Origin of the sequence: Devosia submarina (genome assembly GCF_003056345.1) — a bacterium.
Taxonomy (GTDB): domain Bacteria; phylum Pseudomonadota; class Alphaproteobacteria; order Rhizobiales; family Devosiaceae; genus Devosia; species Devosia submarina.
This window is the reverse complement of record NZ_PYWB01000013.1, coordinates 1-21,012: the sequence shown is the minus strand read 5'-3', so window position 1 is coordinate 21,012 and position 21,012 is coordinate 1. Positions and strand designations below refer to the sequence as shown.

Annotated in this window: 24 protein-coding genes; 9 read left to right on the top strand and 15 right to left on the bottom strand. The window is 57.3% G+C overall.

Annotated elements, in window-relative coordinates; genetic code table 11:
• Positions 1-235: 235 nt before the first annotated feature.
• Positions 236-430, bottom strand: coding sequence for a four-helix bundle copper-binding protein (locus tag DDE77_RS20295; protein WP_483863849.1), 195 nt, complete (start codon positions 428-430; stop codon positions 236-238).
• The gene (locus DDE77_RS17200; RefSeq protein ID WP_108398716.1) at positions 343-1,482 is read right to left on the bottom strand and encodes an FAD-dependent monooxygenase; all 1,140 of its coding nucleotides are present in this window, start codon (positions 1,480-1,482) and stop codon (positions 343-345) included. Before DDE77_RS17200 ends, DDE77_RS20295 begins: the two co-directional genes overlap by 88 nt.
• 110 nt (positions 1,483-1,592) lie before the next feature.
• Between DDE77_RS17200 and DDE77_RS17195 the strand changes: the two genes are divergently transcribed.
• Positions 1,593-2,114, top strand: a complete 522-nt coding sequence (locus tag DDE77_RS17195) for a TetR/AcrR family transcriptional regulator (protein WP_170116545.1) — start codon at positions 1,593-1,595, stop codon at positions 2,112-2,114.
• 21 nt (positions 2,115-2,135) lie between these two features.
• On the opposite strand, the gene DDE77_RS19590 is transcribed toward DDE77_RS17195, so the two are convergent.
• The 5 genes from DDE77_RS19590 to DDE77_RS17175 form a co-directional block, all read right to left on the bottom strand.
• Entirely contained in the window at positions 2,136-2,309 is a 174-nt protein-coding gene (locus tag DDE77_RS19590; protein ID WP_157959909.1) for a hypothetical protein, read from the bottom strand.
• Between the two features lie 107 nt (positions 2,310-2,416).
• Positions 2,417-3,493 (bottom strand): DNA polymerase IV, encoded by a 1,077-nt coding sequence (dinB, locus tag DDE77_RS17190; RefSeq protein WP_108398714.1) that lies wholly within the window; start codon positions 3,491-3,493, stop codon positions 2,417-2,419.
• Positions 3,494-3,559: 66 nt separating this feature from the next.
• Positions 3,560-3,949 (bottom strand): hypothetical protein, encoded by a 390-nt coding sequence (locus tag DDE77_RS17185; protein WP_108398713.1) that lies wholly within the window; start codon positions 3,947-3,949, stop codon positions 3,560-3,562.
• The gene (locus DDE77_RS17180) at positions 3,949-7,275 is read right to left on the bottom strand and encodes an error-prone DNA polymerase (protein ID WP_108398712.1); all 3,327 of its coding nucleotides are present in this window, start codon (positions 7,273-7,275) and stop codon (positions 3,949-3,951) included. The genes DDE77_RS17185 and DDE77_RS17180 overlap by 1 nt, the downstream gene beginning before the upstream one ends.
• Before the next feature lie 203 nt (positions 7,276-7,478).
• Positions 7,479-8,213 (bottom strand): phosphotransferase enzyme family protein, encoded by a 735-nt coding sequence (locus DDE77_RS17175; protein WP_108398773.1) that lies wholly within the window; start codon positions 8,211-8,213, stop codon positions 7,479-7,481.
• A 161-nt stretch (positions 8,214-8,374) separates the two neighbouring features.
• Between DDE77_RS17175 and DDE77_RS17170 the strand changes: the two genes are divergently transcribed.
• Positions 8,375-8,896 (top strand): thermonuclease family protein, encoded by a 522-nt coding sequence (locus DDE77_RS17170; RefSeq protein ID WP_108398711.1) that lies wholly within the window; start codon positions 8,375-8,377, stop codon positions 8,894-8,896.
• Positions 8,890-9,147, top strand: coding sequence for a hypothetical protein (locus DDE77_RS17165; RefSeq protein ID WP_157959908.1), 258 nt, complete (start codon positions 8,890-8,892; stop codon positions 9,145-9,147). Before DDE77_RS17170 ends, DDE77_RS17165 begins: the two co-directional genes overlap by 7 nt.
• Before the next feature lie 137 nt (positions 9,148-9,284).
• On the opposite strand, the gene DDE77_RS17160 is transcribed toward DDE77_RS17165, so the two are convergent.
• Positions 9,285-10,364 carry an acetamidase/formamidase family protein gene (locus DDE77_RS17160; RefSeq protein ID WP_108398709.1) on the bottom strand — a complete coding sequence of 360 codons (1,080 nt, stop codon included), beginning with the start codon at positions 10,362-10,364 and terminating at the stop codon, positions 9,285-9,287.
• Between the two features lie 866 nt (positions 10,365-11,230).
• On the opposite strand from DDE77_RS17160, the gene DDE77_RS17155 reads away from it, so the two are divergent.
• Positions 11,231-11,578: a DoxX family protein gene (locus tag DDE77_RS17155; protein WP_281261312.1), complete on the top strand. Its 348-nt coding sequence runs from the start codon at positions 11,231-11,233 to the stop codon at positions 11,576-11,578.
• Positions 11,579-11,645: 67 nt separating this feature from the next.
• Here the strand turns inward: DDE77_RS17155 and DDE77_RS17150 are convergent, their stop codons facing one another.
• A complete protein-coding gene (locus DDE77_RS17150) occupies positions 11,646-12,227 on the bottom strand; it encodes an NADPH-dependent FMN reductase (RefSeq protein WP_342748580.1) in 582 nt (193 codons plus the stop codon).
• 172 nt (positions 12,228-12,399) lie between these two features.
• Between DDE77_RS17150 and DDE77_RS17145 the strand changes: the two genes are divergently transcribed.
• Positions 12,400-12,777 (top strand): winged helix-turn-helix transcriptional regulator, encoded by a 378-nt coding sequence (locus tag DDE77_RS17145; RefSeq protein ID WP_108398707.1) that lies wholly within the window; start codon positions 12,400-12,402, stop codon positions 12,775-12,777.
• 1 nt (position 12,778) lies between these two features.
• On the opposite strand, the gene DDE77_RS17140 is transcribed toward DDE77_RS17145, so the two are convergent.
• The gene (locus DDE77_RS17140; protein WP_157959907.1) at positions 12,779-13,279 is read right to left on the bottom strand and encodes a MarR family winged helix-turn-helix transcriptional regulator; all 501 of its coding nucleotides are present in this window, start codon (positions 13,277-13,279) and stop codon (positions 12,779-12,781) included.
• Positions 13,280-13,383: 104 nt separating this feature from the next.
• On the opposite strand from DDE77_RS17140, the gene DDE77_RS17135 reads away from it, so the two are divergent.
• Both DDE77_RS17135 and DDE77_RS17130 read left to right on the top strand, forming a co-directional pair.
• Positions 13,384-14,634, top strand: a complete 1,251-nt coding sequence (locus DDE77_RS17135) for an HlyD family secretion protein (RefSeq protein WP_157959906.1) — start codon at positions 13,384-13,386, stop codon at positions 14,632-14,634.
• Positions 14,635-14,645: 11 nt separating this feature from the next.
• Positions 14,646-15,683: an FUSC family protein gene (locus DDE77_RS17130; protein WP_157959905.1), complete on the top strand. Its 1,038-nt coding sequence runs from the start codon at positions 14,646-14,648 to the stop codon at positions 15,681-15,683.
• Between the two features lie 436 nt (positions 15,684-16,119).
• On the opposite strand, the gene DDE77_RS17125 is transcribed toward DDE77_RS17130, so the two are convergent.
• A protein-coding gene (locus tag DDE77_RS17125; protein ID WP_108398703.1) for an IS3 family transposase occupies positions 16,120-17,309 on the bottom strand; the annotation gives its coding sequence in 2 pieces (ribosomal slippage) (positions 16,120-17,051 and positions 17,051-17,309; 1,191 coding nt in all).
• Positions 17,310-17,381: 72 nt separating this feature from the next.
• On the opposite strand from DDE77_RS17125, the gene DDE77_RS17120 reads away from it, so the two are divergent.
• Positions 17,382-18,683, top strand: coding sequence for a GH1 family beta-glucosidase (locus DDE77_RS17120; protein WP_108398702.1), 1,302 nt, complete (start codon positions 17,382-17,384; stop codon positions 18,681-18,683).
• A 291-nt stretch (positions 18,684-18,974) separates the two neighbouring features.
• Positions 18,975-19,268 carry a site-specific integrase gene (locus DDE77_RS17115; protein ID WP_245895366.1) on the top strand — a complete coding sequence of 98 codons (294 nt, stop codon included), beginning with the start codon at positions 18,975-18,977 and terminating at the stop codon, positions 19,266-19,268.
• Between the two features lie 310 nt (positions 19,269-19,578).
• On the opposite strand, the gene DDE77_RS17110 is transcribed toward DDE77_RS17115, so the two are convergent.
• The 4 genes from DDE77_RS17110 to DDE77_RS19760 all read right to left on the bottom strand — a co-directional run.
• The gene (locus tag DDE77_RS17110) at positions 19,579-19,935 is read right to left on the bottom strand and encodes a PepSY domain-containing protein (protein ID WP_108398701.1); all 357 of its coding nucleotides are present in this window, start codon (positions 19,933-19,935) and stop codon (positions 19,579-19,581) included.
• 245 nt (positions 19,936-20,180) lie between these two features.
• Positions 20,181-20,588: a BLUF domain-containing protein gene (locus DDE77_RS17105; RefSeq protein ID WP_108398700.1), complete on the bottom strand. Its 408-nt coding sequence runs from the start codon at positions 20,586-20,588 to the stop codon at positions 20,181-20,183.
• 27 nt (positions 20,589-20,615) lie between these two features.
• Entirely contained in the window at positions 20,616-20,873 is a 258-nt protein-coding gene (locus tag DDE77_RS20255; protein ID WP_157959904.1) for an EAL domain-containing protein, read from the bottom strand.
• A partial coding sequence (locus DDE77_RS19760) for a hypothetical protein (protein WP_210204429.1) occupies positions 20,801-21,012 on the bottom strand: 212 nt, incomplete at its 5' end. The genes DDE77_RS20255 and DDE77_RS19760, both read right to left, overlap by 73 nt.

Genomic DNA, 21,012 nt, shown 5'->3' with positions numbered 1-21,012 from the left:
GGAGCTCGGCTGTAGCCCAGGTTGGCCTTTGCCGCCTGACGGGGAGCGAACTCAGGCAGCAACCGACAAGAAGGCTATACACGTTTCCTCCGAGGAACCGTCCAACAAGCTGCACAAGGCCGATTTCATCGCGGGGCTATGAATGGCCGCTTTCTGGATTTCGTAATTTGCTGTGAGTGACAGAAATGGGGTCGAAACCGGCCCTGCCCCATTCGACTTTGAACTGGTTCGCAGCCTAGCGACTTCCGATCGCCTGGAGTTTGCGGCTGAGCTTCGTTGGACAAAGCTGGCTACAGAGTTGGATCAAACCCTTTTCGAACACATGCCGCTGGGCAGACATGGTCAAGCAAAACCGGCAAGCATCTGCGCAATCCGTTTGCGGACGACTGGAGATCGCCCGACCAACGTGAGCACCCGATCGCGCAGCCATCTTGGTGCCTGTGACTTCAGTGTAGCAAGCCTGGTAAGTCGATCGGTTCGATCAAGAACCTGCTGCGCAGATGCACGTCTTGCCGCTGCGTACTCGTCGAGCTGCGTGCCACCATGCCGCAGAAAATCCGTCAGCGCTGATGCTAGCGCTTCAGCATCGCGTACCCCTAAGTTCATGCCCTGCCCTCCTGCTGGGCTGTGCACATGAGCAGCATCGCCGACGAGCAGGAACGGTCCATCACGGAAACGATCCGCAATCTTATGGTGGACCTGGAAACGCGAGCCCCAAATAACATCATGAACCTTTACGCCGCGACTGGGCCCCCGAAGATCGATTAGGCGCTGTACATCTGCCGTGCTTGGCTGCGCTGGAGCGTCTGCCAGTTGCGCGACCACTCGGAAGCGAGACCGCGACATTGGTGCGACGACCAGCGTCCCTCCTTGAGCGAAAAAAAGACTTACCTCGCTTACAGCAATGGGCCAGTCCATGTGAACATCGGCGAGCAGGAATGACCCATAGGTTTTGCCGGGGAAGCCAATGCCCGCACTTGTGCGTACCAGACTTTTCTCTCCGTCAGCCCCGATGATGAAGCGAGCTGCTATGCTCTGATCGCCCGATGCACTGGAGATGCGAGCAACGACCCTGTCTTGCTGGCGTGCGAACTCCACAACCTGCGCGGCCCGGCTGACCTGATGGCCTAGCTGTGCAAGCCGGGTAGTTAATACCGCCTCGGTTTCATCTTGCGGGATCATCAGCGCATAAGGCGTTGCGCTATCAAGGACAGAGAACCGTGCCTCCAGAAGCACCCGGTCACGCTGTCGAACCCTGAAGTCTGGCGTCTTGATACCCTGCGAGATGAGCTGTTCGGCAACCTTAAGCCGACCAAGTGTTTCCAGAGTTGCGGCGTGAATAACAGCGGCCCGCGAGGTGTTCTGCGCCGCAGGCAAGGCATCAACAATGCGAAACTCCACTCCGGCCTGAGCCAGTCCAATTGCGGTGGCCAAACCAGCGGGACCTGCTCCAACGATCAGTACGTCTGTTGTTTCGATCATGAGCGCCTCCTATGTAAACGCTTGATTACATCCGGTTCCAGCGCTATGTCAACAGGCGTTTACATGAGGTACATATGAGCCGAGACTCCGAAGCAACACAGGAACGGTTGGTGAGTGCTGCCAGACGCCATTTCGCGCTCTATGGGTTCGAGCGCACCACAGTACGTGGCATTGCTGCAGAAGCTGGCGTGAACGTCGCGCTGATCAGCCGATACTTCGGCGGTAAGGAAGAGTTATTCGCGAGGGCCGTAGCCATCGACCTTGAACTTCCTGACCTGAGTTCTGTACCCAAAGATCACCTGGGCAAGCGCCTGATCGAGCATTTCTTCAAGCGCTGGGAGGGAAACGAAGCCGACGATTTGCTTCGGGTGTTGGTTCGAACGGCAGCGACGAACCCCATCGCCGCTGAGAAGGTCTCAGCCATACTGCACAATCAAATCATTCCCATGGTGACCAGGATCGCGGGGGACAAGGACGCGCAGCGCCGGGCGAGCCTCGTTGCGACGCAGATCCTTGGCCTGGCCTATTGCCGTTATGTGCTGAACTTGAGCGATGACTATCTGGCTCCACAGCAAGCTATCGGAGCTATAGGAGAGACGGTGCAGCGCTACCTCTTGTCGGACCTCCCTTGAGCATAGCTTTTGGGAATACACTCAATCTCTCACGATCCAGACTGCCAGAGCATGGGCTGACACACTCACGAGCAGTGCCAGGAGCACAGCATCACCTGGAACATGGTTGCCGAGATAGGCTCCTCCTGTTGTCGCCAGTACTGCCACCGCCAGACCATTCAGGTATTGCGCAGTTGTCTTTCGCTTCTCAGTCATATGCACCTCCTGTTGCGTGAGAACAGGATAGGTGCTCTGCAGAGCAGGCGGAGAACGGGAGTAAGCTGGATAACTGCAACCTGACGAGGTTCCCGCTGCGCCCGCATTCAGCGCTCGATAGGCAACGCCATCTGAGAAGGCTGATCCTCCACAGCGCTGCCGAAGCTTGAGAGCGTTACGCCCAGCAGACGGATGGGAAGCCGCGGCGGAAACACTTGCGCCAGAAGATCCTCAACCACGCCGGTAAGCTCGGGAAGACTGGAGACGGGAACAGGTCGGCTCCTTGATCGTGTGATCTGCTCGAAGTCTGCATACTTGACCTTGAGCGTTACGGTGCGACCGTGCAGATCACGGGACTGACACACCCGCCAAACCTTCTCCATTAACGGTGCGGTCAGCTCGCGAGCCTCATCAATGGTCGTGATGTCATTGCGGAACGTGTCCTCCGCCCCGACCGACTTGCGCTCGCGGTTCGGTTTGACCTCGCGGTGGTCGATGCCGCGGGCCAGATCATACCAGTATTGCGCATGCTTGCCGAACATACGGGTTGCCTCCTCCAGCGACAAGACTGCCAGATCTGCTCCCGTGGTGATGCCAAGCTTGTGCATCCGTGCCGCGGTTGCAGGGCCAACACCATGGAACTTCTCGATCGGCAAGGCGGCAACGAAGGCAGCGCCTCTTTGCGGCGGGATGACAAAGAAGTTGTTTGGCTTGCGATAGCCAGACGCCATCTTGGCCAGGAACTTGTTGTAGCTGATCCCGGCCGACGAGTTCAGCCCCGTCACTTCCTTGATCCTCCTCCGGATCGTATTGGCAATGTCGGTCGCCAGTGGGATGTTCTGCAGGTTCTCGGTAACATCAAGATAGGCCTCGTCCAACGACAATGGCTCGATCAGCGTCGTGTGCTCGGTAAAGATCTCCCGGATCTGCGCGGATACGGCTTTGTAGACCTCAAAACGCGGGGGCACGAAGATGAGCTGCGGGCACTTCCGCATCGCAGTGACCGACGCCATGGCCGAGTGAACGCCAAACGCCCTGGCCTCATAGCTTGCAGCCGCAACAACACCGCGGGCAGCGCCATGTCCCACGGCAACAGGCTTCCCGCGCAGCTCGGGATTGTCCCGCTGCTCGACGGACGCATAAAAGGCATCCATGTCGATGTGGATGATCTTGCGGATGCTCATGTCCTTGCGCCTGGGACCCCCATCTTATCTCTCCTGCCTCTGACATGGCGTGTCAGCAGCCTTGCCTTACCGCCCAAACTTGCGACCACCCTTGCGCTTACCGACCCACGGCATCTCACCGGCCATGTTGGCCTCTCGCGTTCGCTGTAACTTAAAGAGCTCTTCGGTGGACAGGATTGCGGTCCCTGCCCCATGCGTGCCGGAGAACGCAGGCCGTGTGCCGGCATGACCCAGAGCGAAGGTCGGATAGCGCCAACCGCAGATCGAACATATAAGCCGTGCCGCAAGGTATTCCTTGCCTAGGTAGAAGTCGAAGCTCCAGCCGACATGGACAGCCAGTACCTCAAGCCGCAGCTGTGCGTCATGGGTGCAATGGTAATAGTGGCTGCAATAGGCATGGATGGCGCGTCCAGTGACGCGAAAATCCTCCAACGTGCGAATTGGTCGGATCAGCATCAGTGAAAGTTCCGCCCTGCCGGAAGAACATCAACCAACCGCTGCCGAAGCGCCTCCTGATACTGCTCCTGCTCCCGATTGCGTCCGCTGGGGCCGCCCGTCTTCCCCTCATCCGCCCGAGCAATGATGCGCTCGCCAATGTCCGCGCCGCCAGCAATGGCAGCCATGTCCGATGTGAGGTCCACGAACTCCTTGGCAATGACGTGAATGACAATGCCCTCGCGCTGCAGCGTCCCTTTGACGCCCAGCACACGAGCGCCGAGCACGACGCGCCGATTGGCCTCGAACACCTTGGGCCAGACGATAACGTTAGCCACACCGGTTTCATCCTCCAAAGTGGCAAAGATCACCCCGCTGGCCGTCCCTGGCCGCTGGCGCACCAGGACAAGACCAGACACCAGAACAGTGCTGTTGGCTGGGAGAGTGCGTAAATCATCAGCCTGAACGAACCGCCTTCTGCTTAGGTCCGGACGCAGGAAGCTCATGGGGTGCCCCTTGAGCGAGATCGAGAGCGCGCGATAGTCGTGGATGACCTCCTCGCCCGGCGGCATGGGCGGCAAGCCGCTCTCGTCTTCTGCCCATCGGGCCGGTCGCTCACCCGCCTGGAACAAGGGCAGTGTCTCGGCACCATGCTCGCCAACCAAGCCAGAAACGGCCCAGAGCGCATCCCGCCGGCTCAGGCCAAGAGACTGGAAGGCGTCGGCTTCAGCAAGAACCTCGATGACCTTGGGCGAGAGCTGGGTCCGCAGCCACAGATCACGGATGCTGTCATAGCCACCTTGCCGCCGGGCCACGATGATGTTGGCGTGGTCCGCCCTTAAACCAGCAACGAGATTGAACCCCAGCCGAACACCGCGATTGCCCCAGATATCCTCCTCCATGTCGCGGTGCCGCGGCGCGATGTTGAGCCCACTCTCATTGCTTCGCTCCATGACGTTCTCGAGATCGCTGAGGTTGATGTCGACGGGACGCACATCGACGCCATGATCCTGGGCATCCCGGATAATCTGGGAGGGCGCATAGAACCCCATGGGCTGGGAGTTCAGCAGCGCCGCCGCAAACACATCGGGATAGTGGCATTTGATCCAGCACGAGACGTAGACCAGCAGGGCAAAGGAGGCGGCGTGGCTCTCGGGAAAGCCGTAGGAGCCAAAGCCCTCGATCTGCCCAAAGCACCTCTCGGCAAATTCTTTGTCATAGCCTCGCTCGAGCATGCCGTTGATGAACTTCTCCCGGAACAGGCCCACCCCGCCCGTGCGCTTGAAGGTGGCCATGGCTCGCCTCAGGCGATCAGCCTCTCCTGGCGTAAAGCCCGCCGCAACAATGGCGATCTTCATGGCTTGCTCCTGGAACAGTGGCACGCCATAGGTTTTCTTAAGCACCTGCTCGAGTTCAGGCGATGGATAGCTGGTGGGTTCAAGACCCTGACGGCGCTTGAGGTATGGGTGCACCATATTGCCCTGGATGGGACCAGGCCGCACGATCGCCACCTCGATGATGAGGTCATAGAACTCTGATGGCTTTAGCCGGGGCAGCATGGACATTTGCGCCCGGCTCTCAATCTGGAACACACCGATCGTGTCTGCCCGATGCGTCATCTTGTAGACGCGGGGGTCTTCCTGCGGGACCGTGGCGAGGGTCAACGACAAGCCGTAGTGCTGACGCAGAAGATTGAAGCTCCGCCGAATGCAGGAAAGCATGCCAAGGGCCAGCACATCGACCTTGAGGATGCCGAGCTCATCAAGGTCATCCTTATTCCACTCAATGACCGTTCGGTCTTCCATGGCGGCGTTGCTGATCGGCACGAGGTGGTCGAGCCGGTCGCGGGTGATGACGAACCCGCCGACATGCTGGCCGAGGTGGCGTGGGAATCCGTATAGAACACTGGCGATATGAAGAACCATGGAGATGGTTTGATCTCGTGGATCGATGCCGATCTGCTTGAGTCGCTCCGTTGGGAAGTCGATCTTGCCCCAGCCCCAGTTCAGACCGGAGATGGCCGAGATGGTGTCGTCGGACAGGCCGAAGACCTTCCCAACGTCCCGCAGGGCGCCCTTGGTCCGATAGGTAATGACGTTGGCGGTGAGCCCGGCCCGGTGCCGCCCGTACTTCTGGTAGATGTACTGCATCACCTCTTCGCGTCGCTCATGCTCAAAGTCGACGTCGATGTCTGGTGGCTCGTCACGTTCGGTCGAGACGAACCGCTCGAACAGGAGGTCGATCAGCATGGGATCGACTTCGGTGATGCCAAGGCAAAAGCACACGGCAGAGTTGGCGGCAGACCCCCTGCCCTGACACAGGATGCCGCGCTCCTGCCGGGCGAAGCGCACGATGTCCTGGACGGTCAGGAAGTATGGCGCATAGCACATCTCACCTATAAGGGCGAGTTCATGCTGGAGACCCTTTTGCACGCGCTCAGGCACACCTTCGGGGTAGCGCCCCTTTGCACCGGCATAGGCAAGCCGCTCCAGCGTCTGCTGCGCCGTCTCGCCATTGCCGACCGTTTCTTCGGGATAGATGTAGCGGAGCTGATCCAGTGAGAAGCTGATGCGCTCGATGACGCGCCTGGTCTCTGCCAGAGCCTGGGGGTAGTCGCGATAGAGCCGTGCCATGTCCCGGGACGGGCGAATGAAGCGCTCGCCGTTTGCTGCGAGGAGAAAGCCGGCATTCTCGATAGTCGTCAGCTCCCGAATGCAGGTCAGCACATCCTGAATCACCTTGCGACCGGGCTCATGATAGAGCGTATCCATAGTCGCGAGCATGGGCAGCCTGGCATGGGCGCAGGCGGCAGCAAGTCTGCCCAGTCTGGCACGATCATGACCGTCAAAGCACTGAGCAGCTCCGACCCAAACCTGCCCTTGATTGCCATGCGCAAGCCGCTGAGCGATGGCGACGTCATGCTCAACCTGACCGTCGCGTGGCATAACGATCATCAGCTGACCGGAAGCGTGCTCGATTAGATCCTGTAGCTCGAGATGGCACTCGCCTTTGAGTGCCCGCCGATTGCCAAGGGTCAGAAGCGCCGCGAGCCGGCCATACGCCTCTCGATCGCTTGGATAGACGACAATGTCCGGCGTGCTGTCCGAGAAGACGATGCGAGCACCGACAACCAGGCGGAAGTCAGGATAGTCTTTGCGCAAATCCTTCCACGCCGAAAAGGCACGCACCACGCCCGACAAGGAGTTCCGGTCGCAAATGCCGATGCCGGATAGACCAAGCCCTGCAGCCTGGGCCACCATCTCGAACGGGTGGCTGGCGCCCCGCAAAAAGGAAAAGTTTGTGGCGGCAACGAGCTCGGCATAAGTCCCGACCAGCTTCTCGGGCATATGCTTCGTCTCAACCACAACCGACTCCTACACGAGCAATGTTCCTTCTTTGTTCTCACCGAGTCAGCTGCGGAGTCAAGGCAAGCAGAAGGAGCCTGCGAACCTGTGGAAAAGGATCGAGCTCCCATAGGGACGATGCTTTCCAATGCGGCGATTCAGCCTGCTTGTTGCAGGGTCTGCACTGCCAGGAGAGTGTGCTTGATCTAGATGGCTCTCACTTCGGCCAGACGCCTGACGGCATATTCATCTTTCCAGCATACAGCTGCCTCCCATGCAGCCGCTGCCTGTGCGGCAATGTCATGTTCATCAGCATCGAGATCTGCGGTATTGTGAGGCAGCACCAGATCAAGCAGATCCACGTCAACATGTGCTTCATCCCAGTCGATCAGGGCAACACTGTTTGCGGTCACGCGAACATTGCCGGGATTGTCAGGGTTGCCGTGCACAACGCAGGTTGGCCGTCCCACAAGCCGCGCCCAGGCCGCCCGGCAGCGAGCAACCGCTTCTGCGGGCATCGCAGCAAGATTGATCTTGGTTCCAGTTTGGGCATGTAGCAGGTCGGTGGAAGAGCGCCATCCTGGCCGTTGCGGCCATCCTTGTGTTAACTGGTGCACCTGCCGCAGTGTTTCGGCGACGCGCCGCCAATCTTCAGCCGTCTCCGGGGGGCTACCCTCCATATATTTCATCACCATCAAGCCATCCACGAACAGGCGACCATCTGTGGTGGGGATTGGCACCGGCACTATCAGCCCATTGTGCTCAAGGTGCTGCAGGAGTGCCGTTTCCCATGCAAGATCAGCATCGCTTCTTGTACCGAGCCGCGCCACGGCGATCTGACCATCCAGGCGCACGCTCCAAACATCGTTGACAGATCCACCATGCAGCGGCTCGATCCGGTGAGCGTCCTTTCCCCAGTTCTCGAGCGCAGCCCAGCCCACCGCAGCATTCTCCAACAACAACTCTTCGAGCCTAGCTCGGTGCCGAATTTGGAGCAACGCTGAGCTTCACCTGATTGGCATGTCTAGGCTGTTTCGCCACCATTCGCACTGGAGACGATCTTCGAAAGCAAACGGCAACGCTCGACTGGTATTCTACTGTCATGAAAATCATTCGCTTTGACCCCAAACGCCGCCAAAATCGATCCCGCCAGCAGCCGAGAGATCTCCTCACGCCAGCACTCGCTCTGGCGGCATTGGTGAGCGTATGCACTCTGGCCTGGGTCGCTGCGGGCACCTTGCTGCCGAGCGGTACTCAAGCCTTGGTAGCATCGGAGCTGCGTGCTCAATTTCGGATGTGCGGTTCAGGCCAACGCCATACCTGCGTTGTTGATGGCGACACCATCTGGTTTGATGGCACGAACCTGCGGTTGCAGGCCTACGATACGCCGGAACCTTACAACGACATCTGCGGTGGAGCACAGGAGGTCGCTCTGGCGAAGCGGGCTAGCGCCCGCTTGCTCGAACTGCTCAATTCGAACAGCTTTACTGTCGATACTTTCGGCACTGATCGGTATGGCCGCACCCTCGCTACCGTCCGGATCGGTGGGACCGATGTCGGTGACATACTGATCTCCGAGGGTCTTGCCCGCAGATGGCCTGATGGCCCTGAGTTCTGGTGTTGATGCGCGTTCCGAGCGTTGATCCGAAGCAAGACAAGCTGATCGAGCACTTTGAAAAGAAGCTCGCTTATTTCCAGAGCCTCACGTCGCATCGGCGGGAAGAAGAGGCGGCAGATGAAGCCGAAGCGACCTGTCGGGCTATGCTGTCTCATCTTCGCGGCAATAACCGAACGGAGGCCGCTAGTACGGCGCAGCCACTGACGCTAGAGGAATGGCTGGACCAGAACGATCGGGAGACCAGCCAGGACGATTAAAAATGGCTCGTTTGCGGGCCATCCGCGCTTCAACAAGGGCAAACTAGTGCCTGGCAGACAGCCAGGGCAGCATGAATCCGCCCTGACTTCGCTTCTTGGAGGTGCATCGAAAATGCAGAGCCTCCCGTTTCATCTTGCTACTTGGCGGCGGGTGCCCAGAAGTCGTCTTCAAGGTCGAGGAACAGGCTCTTGGGGATCATGGCGTGCACCCCTTTAGTGCCGTCAACGATTTGGCTGACCTCAAGATCCACACCAATGCTGGTCAGCGAATACGCTTCCATTGTGTCGAGGCCAAAGCGGGCAGACAGGAAATCGATAGATTCCTGCACCGCATATTCCGCTGCCAGATCCAGATCGGGATCCAAACCCATGGGAATGAAGTGGGTTGCAGTCTCAAGAAGTGGAAAGTTCATAGGCGTGTCCTTGTGGAGGATAAACTCCACGGTCACCTCCAGCGGGGACTCAACGGCGGTCAGGTTGGATTCGCCGTCGCCTTGGGCAGCATGGCCATCGCCCGTTGAGAACAGCGCACCTTCAACAGCAACTGGCAAAAAGAGAGTGGTGCCTGCCGTCACCTCCTTGAGGTCGATGTTGCCACCATGGCGCCCAGGAGGCGGGCTCGGAACGCGCTCTGCAGCTGCAAGGCCCATGATCCCCATGAATGGTGCCATTGGCACTTCAATGCTCTCGTTGAAGGGGATCATCTCCCGTTCCATGTCGAACAAAAAGACCTTGGACCAGCCGCCCTCAGGAACGATGCCGGGTAATGCACCGCCAGTGGTGGTTGTCAGGTTGACGCCATAGAATGGAGCTAGCGCCGCAACATCGTGCACGCGCATCTCGATCATGTCGCCTGGTTCGGCTCCCTCGATGTAAATCGGACCAGTGAGGATATGGACGCCCTCCTTCTCAACGTTCTCGATAATGCTGACGAGGTCCGCCACGGCGTCAGTGTTCGGTAGCCCGTTCTTTTCGGCGAAGCCGGCTGGGTCCTCCATGGGAAATCCAGCGGAATTCACCGTCTCGATCTTCACCGTATCGCCTGGCTGAATGGTGAGCACCGGTTCAAGATCCGGCGAAAAGTAACCCCAGTGTACAGTATCAGGCGTTGCGCGCAGCACGTGGTCTGGCTCCGAGGCTCCCTGTGCGAGCGCCGGCACTGCTGAAGTCAACAGCAGGCCCGAAACGGCCAACAACGCAGGGTTTATCTGGAACATGATTTTTCCTTTTAGGCTTGGTGTGCATAGTTCGTGCTAGCAGGCCTTGAGTGGACCATTGCTGCGCCGCTACAGCTGCAAAGGGCGTGCCAACGATCTTAGGGCGAAAAATCTGCTATAAGATCAGCAGCGCACGAAAAAAGCCTCAAATGTAAGCACAAGGCCGCCTTAAAGGGCTTCAATGTTTTTGACTTAAGATCGCGTCGGACTTGATGCGAGCCTCCATATGCGTACGCCACCACAACTCCTACCTGTGGCCTCGCTTTTCTGCTCCCCTTGAGGAGTTGAACAACCGCGGCGAACCCGGTAGCCGGCTAGGCGCAGGGCGCTCTACTTCGCCTGTGTCCCAGCTGCGCCCATCGCAACAGCAATGACTCAGGTGCGCACATCGCAGACGACACATTCATTGTCTAGCGATCAGCTGGGCTCGTCTGCACGACCCCAGGGCACAAGGTTGTGGGCCGAACGACGCCCAACTGGGATGGCCTCCAACAAACTAGCGTTCGCGCTTGAGTTCTTCAATTCGCTTGCGCCCTGCGTGCTTGCCTGACTATCGATCACCTGCCAAGGCGAACGCGTGTTAAACGTCGAAGCTTCTCAAGAGGACAATGGGACGGTCGAGCCTCACCTTCCACCAGGTCAAAGTTCAACAGCATCAATGTGTGGCCGGTCGCCGAAAGCTGATCAAGTATTGTCGCCCCTACCCTACCCTGCCCTTCAATGCCATGAAGCAAATGGCGTCCACGGGGTGGTTTGCGGACAGTCCGCTTCCGATTCAGCGGCGACGAAAGCGGACTGCACATTATGCTTGTAGGGGACTACTTCAGCCATAGGCTTTTATCGGCCTTTGGGCCGCTCAGATTGCCTTGGCACTGGTTTACGGCAGCGCTGGATCGATGAAGCTGCTTCAGCCCATCGATGTGCTTGTCGCCTCTGGCTTGACCTACATCGCCACAATGCCTGAGCTGTTCATCCGCTTTGTCGGCCCGATGGAAATCCTCGATGCCATCCGCCTTATCCTACCGACGCTGACGCGTATTCTTCCAAAGCTGATGCCAGCAGCAGTAGGACTTTCGATCGTGCAAGTAGGGGCACTTATTCTTCATGCTTCACGCGCTGAGTTCGTGGTCCTGCCGATAAACGTCGCCCTCCTGGTGCTGGCTCTGTTTGTAGTTTGGGGACGAAGCCGAAAAGCTCCTATCGCCTCCCGATGATATCTCTGCGGCGGGCACAGGCCCGCCGCTCAACCTAAGGGATCGCTCCGTCACCGAAATCCTTCATTCATGCCACAATATGCTCGCGCATGTTCTTTAAACCCCCCGTCCATCGCTGTAGCTGATTAAACATGGCGTTGGCACCTTGAACGGCTTCATCAGTCGGTGTGAAAGTGCCTTTATCGTCGATCATTTGTTGAACAAATGGCAGGGGAAGAGTCGGCGTGAGGGTGACCACATGCAAATTGCCAAGCAATGATCGCAGCACTTGCGCAGACCGTAAGCCACCGGAGACCCCACCGTAACTTACAACGGCGGCCGGCTTCTCGAACCACTCGAAAGCTAGGTACTGGATAGCGTTTACTAAGGAAGCCGGAGGGAAGTAGTCATATTCGGGGGTTACAAACACAAAGGCGTCTGCCGTGGAAACTATGCGGCTCCACTTCTTGCTATGCTCATGTTCATACTTGCGCATCATGGGATGACCCGGCTCATCTAAAAGCGGTAAAGCCAAGTCGGCAAGGTCAACAAGCTCTACCTCGAAGCCATCGTGCTGATCTGCAACCTGCTTTACCCAGTGAGCAACTGCAGGGCCGACCCGGCCAGGCCGAGTGCTTCCAATTATGATTTTGAGCTGGAATGCCATCATGTTTCTCTTCAGTGCTAGAGGCCCAACTCTTGCCTACGAGGGCAAGGAAGGACGCCGTTATGGTTGGGCGGTATCTTGTTGAAACTAAGGTTTCGACGAGATACTATATCGACCTACATCGCTATGCACGAACGTCACAAGACGGCACTTTCAAGTTACCGAGGTATCCTCGATGAAACCAATCCACCTAGACCACGGACACCCAAACTGCGCCGCCACCCGAGACGTTCTCACGATCGTCGGCAGCAAATGGGCAGTGCTCATCGTTGCCTTGTTAGAAGAACGTCCAAAGCGGTTCTCTGAACTCAAACGAGAAGTCGGCGACATTAGTCAGAAGTCGCTCACCGCAGTGCTGCGCGAGCTTGAAAGGGACGGGATCCTAAACAGGACAGTTACGCCCAGCATTCCACCACGAGTTGACTACGCTCTAACAGACCTCGGGCAATCTCTTCTTAAGCCCATTGCCTCTCTAGGCCGATGGGCCGCCGAAAACCATCCTGACGTTTTGCGCGCTAGAGCTTGCTACCTGAGTGGGAACAAACAAGCTTAAGTTAATTTCGCATGGAAGAATTCTTACCGGGGGCTATATCAGCGCCTTCCAAGCGAAACTTCTGTAAGCTTCCTCGGGTGCTAACGATTACTTGTTCTATAAACCGTCGCACCACGATGGCCTCTTCCGGAGAGAGCGCATCTATTACTTCGGCGTTGAGCCTAAACAACTTCGCACGCAGATCGCTAAATTCTTTTTCACGTGCCACATCTCCAAGCGAAAGAAGTACACCACGCCGATCTGTCGGATGCGGCGATCTTACTATAAATCCTTTAGCTTCAAGCCTGTTAATCAGGATAGCAATCGCGCCGGTCGTAAGTCCTAAATGCTCCGCAAGTGCTTTCGGCGTGACCGCCCCTTCCGCCCTCGCCACGAACACCAAGGCTAACAGATCTGCCTGATTTAAGCCGATCTGCTCGGCAGCCCAGCGCTGAACTTGGCTGAGTTCGAGTGTCAGTTCCCGCATCAGTTCATCAAGCCCTGGTTGCGATTGATAATTCATCGGATTGATCCTGGAATGCATGGTACCTATGTCGCATAGTATATTTGTTGCAAAGCTATATCGCAAGGGATATGTTGACTGCACAGATTGTACAGGAGGCAGCGATGGCCAAGAGCGACGGAACGGACGGTGCAGACACAGTTGCACCAATTGGTGACGACCTCACAGCAAAGGCAACACAGCCGCGGCTTGCAATTGTCTCTTCCAGCCAAGAGCGGCCGCGAACCTCGGCATTAGCGGAGCAATCAGCAGTTCCTGAAAGCGCCTCGTCGGCCTCGCGACCTGGCCAAAACAACAAGCGTAAAAAAGCCGGAGCGGTTGGCTTCCTTCTATTGGTCGGCGTAGGCGCTTGCTTTGCTTGGTACCCATTGTCCGATCGGTACGCTCCATATGCAGGCAGCGCCTCCGTCACTGCGGACGTGACCCAAATCTCTGCCCGTGTGTCCGGTCCAGTAGTTGAAGTGGGTATCAAGGATAACGCTCAAGTTACCGCCGGTGATGTGTTGTTTGCGATCGACGATACGACATATCGGATGGATGTTGAGCTCGCGGAGGCTCAGCTCGCACAAGTACTCAATACTGTAGGTTCAGGATTTGCAGCTATACCAGCCGCAGCTGCAAGGCTTGAGCAGGCCGAACTGGCGCTCGAAACAGCCAATGAAGATTTGGATCGAGCTCAGCAACTCTTCGATAGAGGCTTGGTCGCGCCTGCAAAGCTCAGCGTCGCACAGGCAGCGCAGCGTTCAGCTATCTTGACCGTGGATGCAGCCAGTTCAGAGGTCGAAAGACTGACTCTCGCAGCTGGTGCTGCTGATTCCGACAATCCCAGTGTGCGATCGGCTCGAGCCACGCTTGAGAAGGCTGAGTTCGCTTTGGCCAGCACCCAGGTCGTCGCTCCTTCTGATGGGTACGTTTCGAACCTTTCTTTGACAGAAGGGCAATATGTTGGCGCTGGTACTCCTGCGATGACATTCATAAATCCGGCGACCCAAATGATTATAGCCGATTTTCGTGAAAACCAGTTGATCAGTGTTCAACCCGGAGACCGGGCCATCGTGACCTTTGAGGCAGCGCCAGGCAAACAGTTCCCCGCGACGGTTGAGAGCGTTGCGTGGGGCATCAACAGTGGCCGTACAACCGTTAATGGGCTTTCTCAGTCGTCCAACGATACGCGATGGTTTCCTCCTGCAAGGAAGATACCAGTCCGCATCAACATCGAGGACATCACGGCGATCCCGGCAAACGTCCGCTTAGGTTCCGAAGCCAGCGTCCTAATCATTCCGGAAGACGGTCCTATCCCAGAATTGTCCAAAGCTTTCCTCGCAATCAGCGGCTTTTTTGCTGGTTTCAATTAGGTCTCTGCGACATGGAAGAGTTACCTCGGGTCGATCCTAACGAAGACCCTTATCTGGCACTGCGGACATCCCTGGCGGTCGCGGTTTGCCTTCTCCTGTCGGAACCTCTGGGCATAACAATGCCTATGCTCCCAGCGTTGTTCGGCATGATTTTCATGTCCAACCAACGTGGCGCGCTCACGCCACGAACCTTTGTCATTCCAGTCATGCTGCCAATCATTGCGATTGTCTTCAGTTGGACTGCAGCCGTCACAGTTAACGAACCGATGGTATTCATCGCTCTTAATTCTCTTCTGGCTGTTGGGGGGATGTCGCTCGCCCTTTTCCGAGGATCCAAGGCAGGTATGATGCTGACAGTGTTTCCTCTCATGATGGCCATGGCTGCTTTAACAAGTGACTTCGCATTGGCGGCCATTAAAGACAGCATGGTGATGGGAGGTATCGCTCTAGGAGTGTCAATTGTAGGCCTCAACGTGCTATTCCCGCCGCAAACTTCGCGGGTGCATGAAGAAGTAGCGTCTCCCTTGGTCAGCGATCAGCCATGGACTGCTCTGCTCATCCGCGTAGCCGTCTACGTTCCAGTGATGATCTTTGTTTTCTCCACCGGGGACATGAACATGATGATTGTTCCCCTAATGCTGTTTTTTGTCTGCGCCCAGCCGTCGACAGATACCCGCATGCATCAGGTGATAGATCGTGGGGGAGGAACCATGGTGGGGGGGCTAATCGCAGCCCTTATTATGGTGATGTACAGCATCGTTCCTGAGCTGCCAGTTCAAATATTGCTGCTGTCCGCCATGACCTATTTCCTGATCGATAGAATGACGACAGGAGCATGGCGTCCCCTTCGATATCAAAACATTTGTTCGACAGCATTGGTGATGGTCCTATCTGCAACAACCACCGGAAGAGATGCTTTGGAGGTTGTTTTGCAACGAGTGGTCCTGACTGCAGGGACAATGGTAGGCGCGATTTTGATCCTTGCCATATTGGAAGCAGTCTTCCTTGCTGACCGTAGTGCTGATCTCCCTGAACCTGCCGTTTCTTAGAGTTGATTGAACTTGGAACGTTCTCGCAGCGACCGATTATGTCCCCTTGGCAGGCGCAGGCCTCCATGCGCATCTGGGCCTCGTGGTATGCCCAGAACTGTCGAGTAGGACGGAGGGTGCTAAATTGTGGCACCCTCCGTACCTGACAGAAGCACCCCGACACAAAACCGGCAGGCGTTTGATCTGACGTGTGCACTTAAGTTTAGGCATTGCCACCCGGGAAGTCTGGTAAAGCTTTTGGCTAAGAAACTGGTGTGGAAACCATGTGCAAGCGTCGATGGCGATAGCCGTTCAAGGGCCATAACTTCCTGGCGTAGATCAGGGTTAGACGGCGCCAAGCCTAGATTGTTTGAGGCGACAAAACGTTGAACGCTCAGCGTCAACGCGGAAGTCCGCTTTCAGGAAGGTCACTTTGGACTGACGTTGCCCCCAACTTCTATCCAGCGTGATGGAGACTCTGGCGGTTGTCATGGCCGAACTGGCCGGGGTGAGCGACGGGGGCTGCCGCGGAGCCCGCAATTGAGCGCAGCGGCAGGTCCCGGCGCGGGTTGAAGGTGTTTGCGTACTCGTCTGGGGTCATCCAGCCGATCCGCGAGTGAGGTCGGTTGAGGTTGTAGTCCGTGCGCCAGCCTGCAACCGCAGCCCTGGCATAGGAGAGCGAAGGGAAGAGCGTTTCGTTCAGGAGCTCGTCCCTGAGCCGACCATTGAAGCTTTCGATGAAGGCGTTCTGCATAGGCTTGCCGGGCGCGATATAGTGCCAGTCGATGTGGTTGCGATCCGCAAAGCTCAGGATCGCGTTGGAGGTGAACTCCGTCCCATTATCGCTGACGATCATCTTTGGCCGGCTACGGCTGGTGATGAGCGTCTCTAGTTCGCGGGCGACCCTGAGCCCCGACAGAGATGTGTCCACCACCAGGGCGAGGCACTCGCGGGTGCAGTCATCAACCACGGTCAGCACCCGGAAGCGCCGACCATCGGTAAGCTGATCGGAGACGAAGTCGAGGGACCCGCGCTCGTTTGGCGCCATCGGTATCAGTATGGGCGATCTGGTTCCCATGGCACGTTTACGGCCACCCCGGCGACGCACTGTCAGCTTCTCCTCGCGATAGATGCGGAAAAGCCGCTTGTGGTTGACCTCGTAGCCTTCCCGGCGGAGCAACACGTGCAGCCTTCGATAGCCGAACCTGCGACGCTCATGAGCGATAGCCTTCATCCGCTCGCGCAACGCCACATCATCGGTGCGAAGGGCTTGGTAGCGCATCGTCATCCGGCAACATCCCAGCACTCGGCACGCCCGCCGCTCGCTCATCCCATACTTGGTCTGGAGATGAGCGACAGCCTCCCGCTCAGCGGCGGGCGCTACCATTTTTTTCCCAGAAGATCCTTCAAGGCGGCATTGTCGAGCATGCTGTCGGCCAGCAGCTTCTTGAGGCGCGTGTTCTCGTCCTCAAGGGCCTTCAGCCTTTTGGCCTCGCTGACGTCCATCCCGCCAAACTTAGCTTTCCACTTGTAGATGCTGGCGCTGCTCACGCCATGCTTGCGGCACAGATCGGCGATGGGAATGCCGGCCTCGTGCTCCTTCAAAACACCGATGATCTGCTCTTCGGTGAACCTGGCTCGTTTCATCTCTGGTCCTCATTGGGCCAGAGCCTACTTCAAACTGGATTAGGCGCAGGGGGCAACGTCAAAGGACGCATCATGTTTTCTCACACCCGAGCCGATTTCGGACCTGATTTCATGTTCGGCGTAGCCATGGCTGCCCATCAGATCGAGGGTGGCCAGACCGATGGTCGCGGTTCGTCCATCTGGGACAGTTTTGCGAACACGCCCGGTAACACACGCAATTTCGACAATGGCAACATTGCGTGCGACCACTACAATCGCTGGGCCGAAGATCTCGACCTGATCCGCGACGGCGGCTTCGACGCTTATCGCTTTTCCTTCTCCTGGTCGCGCCTGATCCCGGAAGGGACTGGCGCACTCAATTCCAACGGCTTCGCGTTCTACGATCGGCTGATCGACGGCATGCTCGAGCGCAACATTAAGCCGTTGGCGACGCTCTACCACTGGGACCTGCCCAGCGCCCTGCAGGACCGTGGCGGCTGGATGAACCGTGACACCGCCCTGGCCTTTGCAGACTACGCGGCCATGGCGTCTGAAAAGTTCGGCAGCCGCCTCGAGAGCATCGCAACGTTCAACGAACCCTGGTGTATCACTGTACTCAGCCACTTCCTGGGCGCACATGCTCCTGGCTATCGTGATGTCCGCGCTACCGCTCGCGCCATGCACCACGTACTGCTGGCCCACGGCCTCGGCATCAAGGCCATGCGGGAAGTCGGCACCAACGACAAGCTCGGCATTGTCGTCAATATGGAGAAGTGTGATCCGGCCAGCGACAAGCCCGAGGACATCGAAGCGGCAGCGCTGGGCGACGCCATCTTCAATCAGTTCTTTCTCGATGGCGTGCTCAAGGGCAGCTATCCGGAGAAGGTCACAAATATCCTGGAGCCGCACCTGCCCAAGGACTGGCGGGACGATATGGCGACGCTCAACCAACCGCTCGATTGGGTCGGCATCAACTATTATACGCGCTTCCTCTATACAGCCGATCCAAAGGTGCCGGTTTTCCCGTTCACCCAGGCGCGCGGTCCGCTTGAAAAGACGAATGTCGGTTGGGAGATCATCCCCGAAGCGCTGACCGAGTTTTTGGTTCGCGTGTCCAACCGTTATCCAGGCCTGCCGATCTATGTCACCGAAAATGGTGCCTCGGAGACAGACGAGGCCAAGCGGATCAGCTTCTTCGATCGGCATTTTGCGGCGATGATCGAAGCTCAGCGACGAGGTGTTGATCTTCGCGGTTACGTGGCTTGGACCCTGATCGATAACTTTGAGTGGGCCGAAGGCTTCACGCCCAAGTTCGGGCTGGTCGGAATGGATCCTTTAACGTTGGATCGCCATCCGAAGCGCAGCTATGAAGCGTTCAAGACCATGCTTGCTTAAGCCTACATCACCGACCTGCCGTAACATTCTGAAGTGCAATACGCCTAGGGCTTGGCATCTTGCCTGGCTCAGAACGGCCTTTGCGTAGCTCCTGTTGAACGGCCACTCTGATCGTCCCGTGCTTGGTAGACTGGCCGCTTCCAATAGGCTGGTTGGGGGTGGGTGAACTAACCCGCTGCGCGGGAGGGTGAGCGTGGTGAGATGGCGGCTACGCGACTGAAGTCATCGCCTGATTGAGGATCGCCTGGTTCGGGCGTTCTCTTTTGGCTCCTTCAATCCAGGAGCCCGACAATGACCACAGTCCTTCCCAACAGCCCTGTCAGCCCGCTGCGCCAGAAGCTGATCGACGACATGACCATGCGCCACTTCTCGGCAGCGACCCAGCGCAACTACATCCGTGATGTCGGGCGTTTCGCATCGTTCCTCGAGCGGTCGCCGGACACCGCAACCACCGAAGATGTGCGCCAGTTCCAGCTGGCCCATAGCGAGGCCAACGTCCCGGTGCCGACCATGAACACCGTAGTCTCGGCGCTGCGCTTCTTCTTTGCCGATATGCTCGACCGGCCGACCAGGCGCGCAAGCTGATGCGGGTGGCCGCCCCCGTAACGTGCCAGTTGTGTTGAGCCGTGACGAGGTTGCTCGTCTGCTCAACGCGACCTGCGGCCTTAAGCAACAGGCGGCGCTGTTGGTCCCTATTTCATCTTCGACCAGCAAGATGCGCATCACGTTCCTTTCGTTGTAGCTGAAAGCGAACGGCAGCAGCTGCGAAGCCCATGGATTTTTGTAGACGATCGTTCCGTCAAAACCAGCCCGGTACAGCACTTCCGGTACGCTTTTGAACTTTCCACATCGGGCAAACACCGAAGCAGCAAGCGCTTCGGTGTTTTGCCTGTGGTTAGTCGTTTCCTTCAACCAAGCTTTCCGTCGAACCGAAAGACTGTGCCGACCAGCCCGAGCCGGTTGGACGAACGCTGAACTGGGTGGCGACACCTGACGCGGGCTGGCGGATCTGAAGAGTGTTCTTGTCGACCAGGATAAAGGCGCTGGAGCCATCGGCCTTGTGCGTGTCGACACGAATGGCACCACCCCATTCTTCTACCCGCTCAGCATCGATGCCATTTTGCTGCAGGATGGAGATGATGGTCTGGTGCGAGCGACCGTTGATGGTTTGATCACGATCACTTTCATTGGCGAATGCAGCGGCCGGAACAAGAGCAACGGCGGCGGCAAGCAGGATGGGAAGGTGTTTCATTTGGATGTTCCTTTCTTTTGAACATCCTCACCTTGCGACCCCACCATTGCCCCAACATTGCGGAGCCAAATATTTGCGAACTCTATGGTGACTAGCGCGGGATTGCAGCGTCGAGGTTCCACCACCAATCCACACGGGACGATAGAACGGCGTGCAAGAAGCGGACGACGGTGAGTTGTCGAAGTAAACCGACGCGGTCCTCTTCCTCAGTAGGGCGGGTGTTTGAATTGCTCTTAGGGGCGACATCACACGGCTAAGTCAATCAGGAAAGACCCTAGCCTGGTTCCTGCGTCGGGTTGCCCCTGCTCGATGTCGCGCATGGCTCGGCGGATTGCACGCGAGATCACCAAAGACCTCCCGGAATAGGCAAGTGACCAGTTGGGCAGCCTTCGCTCCGTTGCAGCACTGTCGAGGACGGTCTTAATGTCCTGATGCCGCGCATCGCTTTCGATTGCGGCACGCAATGCTCGCACGTTCGTCTCTGGTCCCTCGACGAGCTGAGCGAAGTGCGTTCCGTCAAAGACCAGGACGCCAGTAACCTCCAGTTCGGCGTTCTTAAGTCTAGACTGGTCAACGATATCAGTGATTTCACTCTCGATGTCAGCGGAGCTGATGCAGCTTCTGCTGATGTAGATCCAGTTCCACAAGTCCATGCGCTAAAAAAATGCTTTGCTGATAGTTCAAGAAGCCAGCTGCCGGCCTGATTGAAGGGTCATAGAGCTAATCCGATCAAGCGACCAGCTTCGTATAAAGTCTGGTACCCGCGCATTGTTCATGGCCTTGGCAATGAAGTATCCCTGAGCAACATCACACTTTTTATGCTGGAGAATGTTCCATTGCTCGAGTGTCTCAACACCTTCAGCAACTACCTGAATGCCGAGGCTCTGCGAAAGACCAATAACAGCTGCGACGATTGCAGCTGCATCTGGATTTCCCATATCGCTGATGAATGAATAGCCCCTAGATTTGTAGACGCCTTCTTCCCTAATTTTGAGGCAAGGAGGCCTTTATGGGCAAAGCCAATTTCACCGACGAGTTCAAGCGGGACGCGGTGCGTCAGATCACCGACCGGGGTTA

Coding starts and splice junctions, on each gene's coding strand:
- DDE77_RS20295 (WP_483863849.1), bottom strand. CDS start 430: ATGGCTGCGCGATCGGGTGCTCACGTTGGTCGGGCGATCTCCAGTCGT.
- DDE77_RS17200 (WP_108398716.1), bottom strand. CDS start 1,482: ATGATCGAAACAACAGACGTACTGATCGTTGGAGCAGGTCCCGCTGGT.
- DDE77_RS19590 (WP_157959909.1), bottom strand. CDS start 2,309: ATGACTGAGAAGCGAAAGACAACTGCGCAATACCTGAATGGTCTGGCG.
- dinB (WP_108398714.1), bottom strand. CDS start 3,493: ATGAGCATCCGCAAGATCATCCACATCGACATGGATGCCTTTTATGCG.
- DDE77_RS17185 (WP_108398713.1), bottom strand. CDS start 3,949: ATGCTGATCCGACCAATTCGCACGTTGGAGGATTTTCGCGTCACTGGA.
- DDE77_RS17180 (WP_108398712.1), bottom strand. CDS start 7,275: ATGCCCGAGAAGCTGGTCGGGACTTATGCCGAGCTCGTTGCCGCCACA.
- DDE77_RS17170 (WP_108398711.1), top strand. CDS start 8,375: ATGAAAATCATTCGCTTTGACCCCAAACGCCGCCAAAATCGATCCCGC.
- DDE77_RS17160 (WP_108398709.1), bottom strand. CDS start 10,364: ATGTTCCAGATAAACCCTGCGTTGTTGGCCGTTTCGGGCCTGCTGTTG.
- DDE77_RS17150 (WP_342748580.1), bottom strand. CDS start 12,227: ATGATGGCATTCCAGCTCAAAATCATAATTGGAAGCACTCGGCCTGGC.
- DDE77_RS17145 (WP_108398707.1), top strand. CDS start 12,400: ATGAAACCAATCCACCTAGACCACGGACACCCAAACTGCGCCGCCACC.
- DDE77_RS17140 (WP_157959907.1), bottom strand. CDS start 13,279: ATGAATTATCAATCGCAACCAGGGCTTGATGAACTGATGCGGGAACTG.
- DDE77_RS17135 (WP_157959906.1), top strand. CDS start 13,384: ATGGCCAAGAGCGACGGAACGGACGGTGCAGACACAGTTGCACCAATT.
- DDE77_RS17130 (WP_157959905.1), top strand. CDS start 14,646: ATGGAAGAGTTACCTCGGGTCGATCCTAACGAAGACCCTTATCTGGCA.
- DDE77_RS17120 (WP_108398702.1), top strand. CDS start 17,382: ATGTTTTCTCACACCCGAGCCGATTTCGGACCTGATTTCATGTTCGGC.
- DDE77_RS17115 (WP_245895366.1), top strand. CDS start 18,975: ATGACCACAGTCCTTCCCAACAGCCCTGTCAGCCCGCTGCGCCAGAAG.
- DDE77_RS17110 (WP_108398701.1), bottom strand. CDS start 19,935: ATGAAACACCTTCCCATCCTGCTTGCCGCCGCCGTTGCTCTTGTTCCG.
- DDE77_RS17105 (WP_108398700.1), bottom strand. CDS start 20,588: ATGGACTTGTGGAACTGGATCTACATCAGCAGAAGCTGCATCAGCTCC.
- DDE77_RS20255 (WP_157959904.1), bottom strand. CDS start 20,873: ATGGGAAATCCAGATGCAGCTGCAATCGTCGCAGCTGTTATTGGTCTT.